Annotated in this window: 12 protein-coding genes; 6 read left to right on the forward strand and 6 right to left on the reverse strand. The window is 39.2% G+C overall.

The window, feature by feature from the left end:
• Nucleotides 1-11 precede the first annotated feature (11 nt).
• Nucleotides 12-689 (forward strand): response regulator transcription factor, encoded by a 678-nt coding sequence (locus HXV90_RS08160; protein ID WP_103117749.1) that lies wholly within the window; start codon nt 12-14, stop codon nt 687-689.
• Complete coding sequence (locus tag HXV90_RS08165; protein WP_269898785.1) at nt 686-1,759, forward strand: sensor histidine kinase; 1,074 nt, start codon at nt 686-688, stop codon at nt 1,757-1,759. The genes HXV90_RS08160 and HXV90_RS08165 overlap by 4 nt, the downstream gene beginning before the upstream one ends.
• Before the next feature lie 24 nt (nt 1,760-1,783).
• Here HXV90_RS08165 and HXV90_RS08170 read toward each other — a convergent pair whose 3' ends face one another.
• Entirely contained in the window at nt 1,784-2,371 is a 588-nt protein-coding gene (locus tag HXV90_RS08170; RefSeq protein WP_269898786.1) for an NAD(P)H-dependent oxidoreductase, read from the reverse strand.
• Between the two features lie 121 nt (nt 2,372-2,492).
• On the opposite strand from HXV90_RS08170, the gene HXV90_RS08175 reads away from it, so the two are divergent.
• Together HXV90_RS08175 and HXV90_RS08180 are read left to right on the forward strand one after the other, a co-directional pair.
• Nucleotides 2,493-2,930, forward strand: a complete 438-nt coding sequence (locus HXV90_RS08175; RefSeq protein WP_016994314.1) for a MarR family winged helix-turn-helix transcriptional regulator — start codon at nt 2,493-2,495, stop codon at nt 2,928-2,930.
• A 523-nt stretch (nt 2,931-3,453) separates the two neighbouring features.
• On the forward strand, nt 3,454-4,257 hold the full coding sequence (locus HXV90_RS08180) for a YqcI/YcgG family protein (RefSeq protein WP_016994316.1): 804 nt from the start codon (nt 3,454-3,456) through the stop codon (nt 4,255-4,257).
• Here HXV90_RS08180 and HXV90_RS08185 read toward each other — a convergent pair.
• Together HXV90_RS08185 and HXV90_RS08190 are read right to left on the reverse strand one after the other, a co-directional pair.
• A complete protein-coding gene (locus tag HXV90_RS08185; protein ID WP_269898787.1) occupies nt 4,204-5,517 on the reverse strand; it encodes an amino acid permease in 1,314 nt (437 codons plus the stop codon). The two genes, HXV90_RS08180 and HXV90_RS08185, sit on opposite strands and share 54 nt — an antisense overlap.
• Before the next feature lie 17 nt (nt 5,518-5,534).
• Nucleotides 5,535-6,470 (reverse strand): arginine deiminase family protein, encoded by a 936-nt coding sequence (locus HXV90_RS08190; protein WP_048389934.1) that lies wholly within the window; start codon nt 6,468-6,470, stop codon nt 5,535-5,537.
• A 123-nt stretch (nt 6,471-6,593) separates the two neighbouring features.
• On the opposite strand from HXV90_RS08190, the gene HXV90_RS08195 reads away from it, so the two are divergent.
• Nucleotides 6,594-7,064, forward strand: coding sequence for an NUDIX hydrolase (locus HXV90_RS08195; RefSeq protein ID WP_269898788.1), 471 nt, complete (start codon nt 6,594-6,596; stop codon nt 7,062-7,064).
• A gap of 3 nt (nt 7,065-7,067) precedes the next feature.
• Here the strand turns inward: HXV90_RS08195 and splB are convergent, their stop codons facing one another.
• Both splB and HXV90_RS08205 read right to left on the reverse strand, forming a co-directional pair.
• Nucleotides 7,068-8,096, reverse strand: coding sequence for a spore photoproduct lyase (splB, locus tag HXV90_RS08200; protein WP_112117699.1), 1,029 nt, complete (start codon nt 8,094-8,096; stop codon nt 7,068-7,070).
• A gap of 11 nt (nt 8,097-8,107) precedes the next feature.
• Complete coding sequence (locus tag HXV90_RS08205; protein ID WP_004232790.1) at nt 8,108-8,332, reverse strand: transcriptional regulator SplA domain-containing protein; 225 nt, start codon at nt 8,330-8,332, stop codon at nt 8,108-8,110.
• 371 nt (nt 8,333-8,703) lie between these two features.
• Here HXV90_RS08205 and HXV90_RS08210 point away from each other — a divergent pair, with 371 nt between their 5' ends.
• Nucleotides 8,704-11,802 carry a copper amine oxidase N-terminal domain-containing protein gene (locus HXV90_RS08210; protein WP_269898789.1) on the forward strand — a complete coding sequence of 1,033 codons (3,099 nt, stop codon included), beginning with the start codon at nt 8,704-8,706 and terminating at the stop codon, nt 11,800-11,802.
• Between the two features lie 151 nt (nt 11,803-11,953).
• Here HXV90_RS08210 and HXV90_RS08215 read toward each other — a convergent pair whose 3' ends face one another.
• Entirely contained in the window at nt 11,954-12,799 is an 846-nt protein-coding gene (locus HXV90_RS08215) for a GNAT family N-acetyltransferase (protein ID WP_066037655.1), read from the reverse strand.
• Between the last annotated feature and the right edge of the window lie 2 nt (nt 12,800-12,801).

Raw genomic sequence — 12,801 nt, forward strand, 5'->3', positions numbered from 1 at the left:
GGTTTGTTGAGATGACAAAACTATTAGTCGTGGATGATGATGCACATATTCGCGAATTGGTAAAAGTGTTTCTGCAAAACGAGGGCTTAGAAGTAATAGAGGCTATCGATGGTGTCGATGCACTGTCTAAATTAGACACTGAGAAAGTCGATATGGTCGTGATGGATATTATGATGCCCAACATGGATGGCTGGGCATTATGTGAGGAAATACGTTCATTCAATACAGATCTACCAATCCTTATGCTAACAGCTAAAGGAGAAACCTCTCAAAAAATCAAGGGCTTTCATTTAGGGACAGATGATTATCTTGTGAAGCCATTCGAGCCTGCCGAGCTAATCGTACGTGTTAAGTCTATTTTAAAAAGATATCGTATCTCCCTTTCTCAAGTTGTAGAGGCTGGTCATGTCAAATTAAATCGCCATACACATGAAGTGGAAATGAACGGCGAGACGATTCTCCTTCGTTTGAAGGAGTTCGAGCTATTATTTACACTTGCAAGCTATGTTGGCAAAACCTTTTCCCGTGAACAGTTGATCGAAGAAATCTGGGGCTACGACTATGAGGGAGATGAACGAACAGTTGATGTCCATATCAAAAGAATACGAGAACGCTTTCCACAGGAGACGAGTGGCTTTGTCATTCGCACCATTCGTGGTCTTGGTTACCGCTTGGAACTAGGCACATGAGAAAACGAAGATTCTTGTTAAGATTAGCGCTGGTCTTTTGCCTGTTTCTGATTGCAAACACCGTTTTCGCTTTTATTTCCTATCATGTAACTTCATGGCTGTATGGACGGTTAGGAACTGAGCCTCATGGATTTTGGCTACAACTAGCAACAGTGATTGGGGTGTTTGCACTCTTTGCCTGTTCAGCTGCCATTATCTTTTTAATCGGACTAAATCGACAACGTAACTATTGGGATACGATTGTAGATGCATTAAGCCGCATGGCAAAAGGTGATTTTGATGTTCAGCTGGATTTGAGAGCAGATGAGGAGGATCAATTTGGGCAATTGATTCATGGTATTAATCATATGGCTGTTGAGTTAGGTGAACTGGAAAGAATGCGTCAGGAGTTCATTTCCAATGTCTCCCATGAAATTCAATCACCTTTAACATCTATTAATGGCTTTGCCAAGGCTTTGAAAAATATTAACCTACCTGAAGAAAAACGTCAGCATTATCTAGCTATAATTGAATTAGAAAGTAATCGTCTATCAAAAATTAGCGACAATTTACTCAAGCTAACTTCCTTAGAATCGCAGCATCATCCATTTGAGCCTATAACTTATCGACTCGATAAACAACTACGCAATGTTGTGCTGGCACTAGAACCGAATTGGTTAGCCAAACAGATTGACTTTGATCTCGATCTTGATAACCTGAGCATCACTGCAGATGAGGATTTGATGAATCAAGTCTGGATGAATTTACTGACAAACAGTATTAAGTTTACACCTACCAATGGAACCATCTCATTATCTATGAAAAAGCAGTTCGACACGATAACCGTTCGGGTTCAAGATACTGGCATAGGCTTAACCGAAGAACAACAAAAGCATATTTTCGAAAGGTTTTATAAGGCCGATCAATCGCGAACTGCTGGAAATGGCGGTAGCGGATTAGGGCTAGCCATTGTCAAAAAAATAATTGAGATGCATCATGGAACCATTGCTGTAGAAAGCCAAATAGCAGAATATACAAGATTTTTGATTACTGTCCCCATCGACAGTACGCCAACTCATGCAAACGACTAACCCCGTCTGCATGAGTTGTTTTTTCTAGTATGCTACTTTACTAAAGTATCGATATACTTTATTTAGTTTTTGCTGTTGCTTCCCCTTTTTACTTTCCATATTACCAAACTCAAAAAACTTCACTTTTTTCATTCCAACAAATTTAAACAACGCCCTTTTCATTAAAATTTTATGTGCATTGTTTAACCATAAAAATGGATAATTGGTTGGCCCCTTCATCGTGGACACACAGACTACAGTTTTCCCTTTTAAAAGACCCTCTGGAAATAAACCCTTTGTATCTCGATAAGCAAAATTTGCTGCAAATAATTGGTCGATATATCCTAACAGCATGGCTGGCGGTCTCCCCCACCAGATCGGATAAACAAATACAATTTGATCTGCCCAAGAGAGCTGTTGGCGGTATTTTTCCATTTTCGGATCCCGATACATATCACGACGTCGTTTATGTTCATGGAAAATTAAGCGTGGATCGAACTCTTCTTCATATAAATCTAGTATCTGAATCTCCTCGATGGCAGGATTCTCTCGACACCCCTTTATCACTTCTTGTAAAAAAGCATAATTTAAACTTTTATGGTTGGGATATGTATAAACAATTAACGTTTTCATTGTGCGCCTCCTCATTACTTATCATTTGATAACAAAATAATAATTCATTTCATTTTAGTTGTCAAATGATAATTGTTTTAGGACAAGTTATTTGTTATCTTGACAGTAAGAGGTGATCCCATTGAATAAAAGCGCTTTATTTCATCAGTTTGTAGCATTTACAGCCACAATCCATCAAGTGACACATGATCTCACACAAAATGTTAACACTGCGAATATCACACCGCTACAATATAAAATTCTTGAATATATTAAAGTAAGCCAACCTGTCACACCAACGGAAATCAGTGAATGTCAGCATATGTCCCTACCCAACACAAGCCGTGAACTTCGGAAATTGCAGGAACGGCAGCTAATCGAAAAATTTAACGACACAGCCGACCGCAGAAAGCAGTATGTCCGTTTATCCAAAGAGGGTGAAAAAATGATGGAGGAGGCATTTGCCTGTATCGAAGAACGCTTTTTACAGCTTATTCAACACGCAACACAGGATGATCTAAAGGACATCCAACATGCTCTAACCATTTTAGAGGAAAAGGTTTTACAGCAAAACGGCTAAGACCATGCTGCTTTTCGGGTGTGGTGATCGCTACTATTGGAGAAGCAGGAGGCGAGATCTTTTTTGACTGAAATTGCTCTTGCTTTGGTTTGAAGTGATCATTTTTTCAAAACCGATCTTTTCTTTGCTCGAAGTGATTATTTTTTGTTCAAAACCGCTCTTTCCTTTGCTCTAAGTGATCACTTTTCAATCGCTACCGCTCTTGCTTTGGTTTAAAGTGCTCGCTTCTGATTCAAAGCCGCTCTTTTATTGGCTTGAAGCACTCTCTTTTCATGCAAAGCCGCTCTTTTCTTGGTTCGAAGCGCTCTCTTTTACTTCAAATTGCTCATCTCCTTGCTCGGAGTGATCACTTCTAAACCGAAACTGCTTATTCTTCTTTATGGAATTATTCATCTTACACGCAAAAAGGTTAGCCATAATTTGACTTGAATCATTAAAAATCTTTAGTGTCACGCACCACAGATTCGTAACCACTTTGTCTTTTCTTTAATAGTATAAAGGTGAGTAGAAGGAGGAGTCTCAAGTGGAAGTAGTGTTTGATCGGGAGTGGATTGAAGAACAGTTTGATACACTTCCATTATGGCAACGGTCAGCCTATACAGATTTTGCTGCCACGATTGCGGATGAAGCAAATACGTTTCCGTGTATACCAGCAAGAATGGGCTTTTTATCAAACCATTTGCGCTATAGTTTTGTCGGGGATCCACGGGAAGAGCAATCGATTAAAATGTTAGCACAATGCTTAAAGGACTATACGAAAGCATCACGAACTTTCGGGAAGTATACAACTCTTACTGTGTTCTTTCATACCCCTCACGATATGCAAGATAGCTTTGAGGTAGCAGATTATCAGCAGTTATTTTGGTCCATATTAAATAATTTAACCAATTTGGATGAGATGAATTGGCCTGAAGGAATACCAATGGAGCCTACTCACCATGAATGGGAGTTTTGCTTTCATGGTGAACCCTATTTTATCTCTTGTGCAACACCAGCCCATAAATTGCGAAAGAGTCGTCATTTTTCCACTTTATTAATGGCCATTCAACCCCGTTGGATATTCGATGATATAAACGACACCACAGCCTTTGGGCGAAAAATCAAAAAGCTCATTCGTCAGCGGATTGCAGACTACGACACAGTTCCAGGACATCCAGATTTAAAATGGTATGGGCAAGAAGATAGTTATGAATGGAAGCAGTACTTCTTAAGTGATGATAACCATAGTCCATCCAAATGTCCTTTTTTAAGGATGTCTCAGGAAAACGGTTCATTACGTAATGTTTTTTTGCCTTTTCACAACAATCCAGGTCGCCACACTGATTAAGGCTATAAAGAGCAGGCTCACATAAAAACCGAGTCTGCTTGTTTTTTCACCTAAAGTTCCAGATACCGTCACAGCAATGAGCAACATCCCCATAGCATTCTTTACATGCCCCCACTTAGTTAACTCCATGAGCTTCCAGTAGGTTACTAAAATAAAAAGCCAATTATAGATCAACATTAAACCCGCCGCTGTAATCAAATATTCGAAGATTTTTTCTGGCATCAAAAAACCAATTACAATCGTAATTACTAGCCCACTCGTTAAAAATAAAAAGGCTGGAAAAGGAACTTTCATTTTTCCTTTCTTTGCAAGGACTGCCGGTGCATCATGATCCTCTGCAAGTGTAGTGAGAATGGTGATCACCGCGTAAAGCGAGGCCACCATCGTTGAAAAACCAGCAATGATTAGCACACCATTAAAGATATCTGCCACAAAAGGGATATGGTGTCCTTGAAGCGCTGTAATAAAGGGACTTTCATCAATCGAAAAGTCTTTCCTCGAAACGAGTACTAATGCAAGGGCGATGGCCATGATAAAAATAACGGTAATCACGATCAGCATAATTCTCCCCGCTTTTGGCGCCTCTTTTGGATTTTTCAAATCGATGACCATTAAACCCATCACTTCAATTCCTCCGTAGGCATAAAAGGCATAAAGTAATCCGAGCCAAATACCTTTTAGTCCTTGTGAAAAAAATGCTTCATAATTAGCTTGAAGTGAAGCCATTGTAGTAGATGGTGTACCTCTCATGATGATAACCACTGCAACAATAATGAACATAATGATGGCAGCTGCCTTTAAGGCACCGAAGATATTTTGGAAATTTTCAAAGCCCTTCATGCCTGTGAGAATAACGACTAAACCAATAGCAGCATAAATCGAAGCAGCAATCCACAGGGGCAGTGCCGGAAACCAAAATTTCGTAAAAATGCCGAGCGCCATCAGCTGGCTTCCCATGATTAATAGCTCAGAAATCAAGTACACCCAGCCATTGCTAAATCCTGCCCAGCGTCCAAAGGCTTGCTTGGCATAGGTACGAAAAGAGCCTTTATCTGGATTTTCCACAGACATTTTAACAAGTGCATCATACACGATATACGTACAAATGGCCGCTAATAAAAAAGGAATTAATACCGCAGGCCCACTTTTATGAATGGCCATACTTGTCCCAAGAAAAAAGCCCGTGCCCAAAGTACAACCGATTCCAAGAAGCGAAAGCTGCCACCAGGCCATACTTCCTTTAGCTGATTTTGAAGTCATTTGTTCTCAACCCTTCGTTACGTTCTTACCAATGGCAATGTCATACATCGAATGCCACCACCGCCTTTTTCAAGCTCCGTGACATCAACTTCAAGCAAGTTTTTATTCTTCAGCAGTGGATGCGCTAATAATTGTTGTTGTGTTGCCTGCTTGCTTATCAACAGTGTTTCTGGATTCAGGTTAATAAAGTTGATGTCTGGAATGGTCTTATACGAGTTCAGCCAGTAAACATCCAAACCATGACGCTTTAAAAATGACTCTACCATATCAAAACGACTGCTTTGAGCTGTTAACACCTGAATAGGAAAATGGCGTACAAAGCTTTTAGCAACAACCAGATTCGCATTTACAACATTACAATTCATATCTAAATGCAGCGTATCATTGCTTTTCGGTAAATCAATTATGGCAATTTCAGAAAACCCCTCTTGAAAAATGCCTTCCTTTAAGCTTTCGATAGCTTCTATCGAAGTTCTCATTCCAAGATTAATAAGTACAGCATCTTTATTTAAAATTAACAAATCTCCACATTCGAAGGAATGAAGCGGCTGCAAATTAGCTTTCCATTGTTGTGGAAACCATTTTTCTAATAGTGAATGTGCAAGAGGGTACTCTGGTTTTCTAAGTGAGGTTCCAGCATTTCCAAGTAAAAGCCGATTCCCAATGACACAGGCTAGGTCACGCACAAAATAACGATTGAGGAGCTGCTCACTTAATAGCTGCTGATCGTGGGCTAGTTCTCTTGCATAATCAAGTACATGTACCCCTGCGTTTTCGAATGTTGTCTTTAATGCCATGAAATTATCCATCGCCTTCTGATGGTTGACTGTATCACTCCAACCAACCTGCTCTGCTATTGTTAAATCCGTTACATCTACGAGTGAAGGTGCACAAAGCATCACTACTTTCAGTTCTCCATGTTCTGACCAACAATTTAGTTGAAATGAATCCATTCAAGTATTCTCTCCTTCTTCACAACAATCTCTGTTAGCGTTACCATTGACTTTCAGATTATACAAAGACCATAATTAAGAAGAATTTACCAATTAAAACTATTTAGAGAAAGGGGTGTCATTATGGAATACTATAAATTTTTAAGACAGTATGTAGGACACCAACCAATTATTTTACCTGGTTCGGTGGTTCTCATTCTTAATACTGAAAACGAAATATTACTACAAAAAAGATATGATGGCGGTTGGGGGCTCCCTGGAGGCTTAATGGAATTAGGCGAGAGCTTAGAGGATACTGCCAAAAGAGAGGTACAAGAAGAGACAGGACTAGCCATCACAGATTTACAGTTACTAGGTGTTTTTTCTGGTCCGGATTGTTACCTTAAAGTTTCGAATGGGGACGAATTATACGCCGTTACAGCAGTCTTCTATACAAGAAATGTGCTTGGTAATTTAGTGATTGATTACAATGAATCAGAGACAATGCAATATTTCTCTCTTTACCATTTACCAAACGATTTAAAAGATCGTCGATATATTGAACCATATATCGCACAATTAATTGAGAGAGAAAACAAGCCGTTCTCTCTCTAATTGTCATGTAAAATATTCTAATTTTGCTTGAGGGAAAAATTTCTGCATATAGCCATACAAATGTTCCTTAATGTCTTCCTCTTCCTCTTTTTGATAAATGTATTTACCAATGCCATATTTGCCCCATTTATATCGTCTTACCGTCTCGTCGAGCTCTAGCTTTGTCATTGGATAATTTTTTTCAATCACTCGTTTTGCAGGCTTTGTAAAGCGATGTTGAATAAATTCAAAGGTGATGTCATCGCGCACATCCTTTGGCAATTCAGCGTCCAATCGCTCAAACATATGATAATAGCCCTCCTGCCAGCCATCATGAAGATAGATTGGCGCAACAATAAATCCGAGTGGGTATCCAGCTCTTGCCACTTTCCCCGCTGCCTCAATGCGCTTTTCCAATGGTGATGTACCTGGCTCAAAGTGCTTAATCACATAATCAGCATTGACACTAAAACGAAACCTTGTACGACCATTATGCTTGGCATCTAATAAATGATCCACATGATGGAATTTCGTTACAAATCGTAACTGACCTAGCTCACTTTGTCCAAAATGCTCAATGGCTCGCTTTAAGGTATGGGTAAGATGATCAATTCCTACAATATCAGAAGTACAGGATGCCTCAAAGCGAGTGATGTCAGGTGCTCGTTCAGCCATATAGTGATCGGCCTGTTCTAGGATTTCATCGACATTGACATACGTCCGAATATAAGGTTTGCTGCCCATAGTTGTTTGTAAATAGCAATAATGACAATGTCCCATACAGCCAGTCGCAAATGGGATGGCATATTCTGCTGAGGGCTTAGATGTATCAAACTTTAATGTTTTTCGAATACCCACTACTAAGGTCGATTTTGCTACCCGATACTTTTGAAAATCATTGTCTCCAGGAAGGTTTCTCACTTGATTATGGGAAGTTGTATAGCGAATTTCAATTCCCATCTGCTCAAACTTCTCTTTTAGCTCCTGACCTAATGGATACTGGAGGGCATCTGGCTCAAAATAAACAAGCTGAGGGGTAAATGGCTTTATCATATGAGTCCTCCTTAATGAAAATACTGGTGATAGGCCTGTTCAGCCGCCATCTCGCTTGCAAAAATTACCATGTCATTCGTGATTGGATAATAGGTTTCAAATAAAAATAGAGCTAGCTCCTCTGGTTTTTCTGGATGATAAACGACTGCCGCTTCCTGTATATTCGTTACATCTTGAATATGTGGATTGCGGTAAAAAATATAAACAATATCACCCACATCAAATGGTTGTTGCATCTCTTCACCTTCCTCTGCCTTTCCATTAGTTTGGTGAAAGTGTACAAAAAATATGTCATAAAAAATTTAGTTGGTAATATACATACAGTCGTGCAGTTATTTTAAGAAAATTGCACTTCCCGTAAATTGTAACACTTCAATTTAACCTGCTTTATTCAAATCTCCTACGTCGAATAGTGTGAGGTCATCCACTCAAAATTCCCTTACTCTTTTCAATCCTCTTGTAAGGAAAGTAAGCCAGAATACGTATCAAAACTGCATGATGGTTAAATTTTCTTCAAAAGGTAAAAGGGTGAAACTTTTAGGCTGCTCATACGTTAAATTAGATGTCATGCTAAGTCAATCAAATGGCATGAAGAAGGGTGGAATTTATGAAAAAAATATGGACTTTACTTTTTGCTGTGATACTTATTGTACCGTTAGTATTACAGCCGGCAACCGCACAAGCGGCAAAAGCCATCACAATTAATGTGGATGGGGTGCAATTAAAAACCGATCAGCCACCAGCGATGATTCAAGGACGTGTTATGCTACCACTTAGAGCGATCTTTGAAGCATTGAATGCAAGCGTAAACTGGGACCAAAAGACTCAAACAGTCACAGGGATAAAAGGTGATACAACGGTAGTTCTCAAGATTAAATCAAAGACAGCTACTATTAATAACCAGACAGTAACGCTTGATGTACCAGCACAGGTATTAAAAGGTAGAACAATGGTACCAGTACGCTTCGTCAGTGAAGCACTTGGGCAGGATGTTGATTGGAACTCGGAAAAACAGCAAGTATCTATTAAATCTGACACTCCAAGTAATATCAGTATTGCTCCAGCGAGCAATGTGGCAGTTCGAGATGTGAATGATCAGGGAGATGGGCGTGATCTTGAGGTTAGCTTCTCTAAATCGTCTACAGAATCATATGTAGATCATTATCGGGTTATGGTTGTGAAGGCCTCTAAAAGTTTTAATTTGTCATCAGCTCTTAAAGTCTCCTCTTCTAATTATTCGGTGGTATCGACTTCAAATGCGAATCGTGCCATAACTTTATTGCAAAGCTCACGAGATGTGGACGGAGACTACATAAAAAATGATCAGTCTTATGTGGTTTATATACTTGCCATTGGCAAAGGTTCTTATTCTAGCGTACTATCAACTTCTTCTCCGAAGATTACTCTAACAAACATGTCTACTGTTACAGCGGTAACAAATGTGAAGATTAGCGATATTAACGATTTTGGCGATGGACGTGATGTCTCAGTTAGCTTTACTCGTCCACAAAATGATAGCAATACTTCCAATTACCGTGTGTTTATAGTAAAGACCAAGGATGCTAACAATTTTAGTCTTACCACTGCGAATAATTTATCCAGCAATTATTATACAACAGTGGACAAATCAGGAAGCTACGGCAGTACGTTGATAGCAACTCTGTCTTCCTCAACACGAGATACTTCAGGTGACTTTATAAAGAATAACGAATCCTACACAGCGTTCGTTATGTCTGTAAGTAATACGAATTCTGGCATGAATAAACTCTCGCCTGCTTCATTAGCAGTAACGCTTACTGTATCTACTCCCACTATTACACAAGTAGATGATGTTAATGATTTTGGCGATGGACGCGATTTGAGAGTTAGCTTCAACAAAGTGTCTGATGAATCTAATGTTAACTCTTACCGAATTTTTGTTGTAAGAGCTAACAACTATACGAACTTTACATTGACAAAAGCCAACAGTTTACCTAACACTTATTACACACAAGTGAACAAAACAGGCAGCAATATTACTCAGGTGCTCTCTGCAGGGGCAAAAGATACTGACGGTTATGCCATTCAAAATGGCGTTAGCTATCGTGTATTTATTATGGCAGTAACTAATAACTCTGCAAATAATGTGCTTTCTTCAGCCTCCAATATGATTTCGCTGCTTAGCAACAATGTGGGTTCAGTGTCGAATATCATTGCCAGCGATGTGAGCGATTATGGTAACGGTCGTGACCTCTTTGTGTCATTCAATAAAGCTGTTGATGAGGCACCTATTAATCACTATCGAATTATGGTGGTACCAACAGCAAATTACAATAATTTTAGTCTAACGGATGCTAATAGCGTATCCAGCAGCAATTACACAACTGTTAATAAATCTGGGAAATCCACATATGAGCAAGCGTTATCTGAAAATACTCGGGATGTGCGCGGAAATACTATTAAAGAAGGTACGAACTACCGTATCTATGTACTGACTGTTGCCAATGGAAATACATTAGGAAACAATGCGCTAACTGCCGCAACGTCTACAGTTACACTAACTAAGAACTTCACTGTGCAAGCTGTAACTAATTTGAATGTTGCAGATATCGATGATAAAGGGGATGGCCGTGATGTGCAAGTAACATTCACGAAGCCTACAGATGAATCGAATGTTAATCATTATCGGATTTTAATGGTACCAACTGCATATTACAGTAGCTTTAATCTTTCACAAGCCAATAGTAGCTCTTATTACATCACAGAAAGCAAAGGTGGAAATTTAGCAGCAAATAGAACATTGGATGGGATTAGGGATGTACGAGGTAATTTTATTACAGAAGGAACTAGCTATCGCGTCTATGTACTGACTGTTGCCAATGGTAACTCTTTAAATGCCTACGCTTTATCCTCTCCTTCACCTGTGATTACAATTAGTAAAAGCAAAGCTGTTCAGGCAGTAAGCAATATTAATGTTAGCGATGTTGGTGATTATGGAGATGGTCGAGATCTACAGATTTCGTTTACAAAACCTTCTGATGAATCAAATATAGATAGTTACCGTATTCTAGTTGTGCCCGCATCAAAGGCAAATGACTTTGATCTGAATACAGCTATTAGAGCAACTAATTATACAGGTTGGAGTAAAGGCCAGTATAGTGTGAAATTAGGGGCTAATAGTAGAGATACAGACGGAAGACTTATAACGAATGGCCAAGAATATCGCGTATACATCTTGTCTGTAGGTGGTGGAAATTCTAAGGAAATGTATAGCTTATCCTACCCATCTTCCTACATTGCTTTGGAAGACCTTTCAGCTCCTGGATCAGTGGAGAAAGTAACACTCAGTCTTCAGGGCGACGGATATAAATATAACAATATAAACATTAGCTTTGATGTCAAAAATGGTCAAAGCGTAACGGAGTATAGAGTGTTTATGTTACCTAAGGATAAAGCAGATAGTTTCAAATTGGAGGATGCTATTAGCAATCCAAATAGCACCAGAATTTATCCGAATAATCTCTCTAACGTCAGCCAAGCGCTAAGCATACCAGTAGATGCATTTGGTAATCAACTTGATTCATCTACAGAATATGTTGCTAAGGTTCTGACTTTGGCGAAAGGAACTTCTTCGCTATCGAACACATCCAATAATTCGGTGCAACTCAATAAATCTCCTGATAATAACAATAATGAGGCACCCCAAGACCCTCAAATTAATCAATAGGTCAATTATTTTTTCATAGCTGGGACTCCTTATGGCGCTTCATGTACCATAAGGAGCCCTTGTTGTTTTGTAATTACTTTTCCCTCTGCTTTTTACATACGTCGCTCTATTTCCACTCTTTATTAATTTGTATACTGAACGACAGCCTGGCTTATAGTTGCTTTGTCATCTGTACCTGCTCTGTTGTCACCTTTAATCCATGCTTTAACAAATAGCTCGTTGCTGGATTGCTCGCTAAGAAATTCACTGTCGTCAAATGGACTTTATGTGTTGTAATACTTGCTAAAAACTGTGTTATTAACTCTACATTACTTTCCTCTAGTATCACCATTTGATAAAGTAGAATACGCTCCACCTCACCATATTCATTCCACAATGTTTTGTATAGCATATAGCCAAGTGGTTCATGGTTATCATTATAAAACACCTTTGCTTCCCCATGCTTCACGCTCTGCCAGTTACACTGCCAAGGAACATTTTCCCGATAGAAAGATAGATGTGCTAGCTGCTCTGGGCGAATGGTCGCTATATGAAGGGCTACTGTAGATGTTACCTTGGCTTCATACTCGCCGCTTAAAAATAGTAATTGATTGGCAACCACATAGCCATATTTTTCATACAAGGCAATGGCTACCTGATTTTCCTTAATGGCTTCTAACGTACCCAATTCTACATTTTCTCGCTTATAGATAGCTAGGGTTTCCTCCATTAATATGCGCGAGACACCCTTACCACGATATGCTGGAGAAATACCAGTCCCACCATTCCAAGCTGTTTTTTGGCCATCGATGGTACGAAAGCCATTCATCACAATGGCAATCGGTTCCTCTTGATCAAAAACGACAATAGAATGCTCAGAAGATAAGCCTTCCCCCACTAGTCGCTGTAAAAACATTTCTGCTGTCATATTAATTTCAATAAAATAACCTTCAAAGCCTTTGTTCCATGCTTTCAATACTTCATCTAATGTACATTGTGCAACTGTTTTAATCTTCATAC

The organism is Lysinibacillus sp. JK80 (genome assembly GCF_027557635.1).
Lineage (GTDB): Bacteria > Bacillota > Bacilli > Bacillales_A > Planococcaceae > Lysinibacillus > Lysinibacillus capsici.

Excerpts from the sequence above, each read along its gene's own strand:
- HXV90_RS08160 (WP_103117749.1), top strand. The coding sequence starts at position 12 with ATGACAAAACTATTAGTCGTGGATGATGATGCACATATTCGCGAATTG.
- HXV90_RS08165 (WP_269898785.1), top strand. The coding sequence starts at position 686 with ATGAGAAAACGAAGATTCTTGTTAAGATTAGCGCTGGTCTTTTGCCTG.
- HXV90_RS08170 (WP_269898786.1), bottom strand. The coding sequence starts at position 2,371 with ATGAAAACGTTAATTGTTTATACATATCCCAACCATAAAAGTTTAAAT.
- HXV90_RS08185 (WP_269898787.1), bottom strand. The coding sequence starts at position 5,517 with ATGACTTCAAAATCAGCTAAAGGAAGTATGGCCTGGTGGCAGCTTTCG.
- HXV90_RS08190 (WP_048389934.1), bottom strand. The coding sequence starts at position 6,470 with ATGGATTCATTTCAACTAAATTGTTGGTCAGAACATGGAGAACTGAAA.
- HXV90_RS08195 (WP_269898788.1), top strand. The coding sequence starts at position 6,594 with ATGGAATACTATAAATTTTTAAGACAGTATGTAGGACACCAACCAATT.
- splB (WP_112117699.1), bottom strand. The coding sequence starts at position 8,096 with ATGATAAAGCCATTTACCCCTCAGCTTGTTTATTTTGAGCCAGATGCC.
- HXV90_RS08205 (WP_004232790.1), bottom strand. The coding sequence starts at position 8,332 with ATGCAACAACCATTTGATGTGGGTGATATTGTTTATATTTTTTACCGC.
- HXV90_RS08210 (WP_269898789.1), top strand. The coding sequence starts at position 8,704 with ATGAAAAAAATATGGACTTTACTTTTTGCTGTGATACTTATTGTACCG.
- HXV90_RS08215 (WP_066037655.1), bottom strand. The coding sequence starts at position 12,799 with ATGAAGATTAAAACAGTTGCACAATGTACATTAGATGAAGTATTGAAA.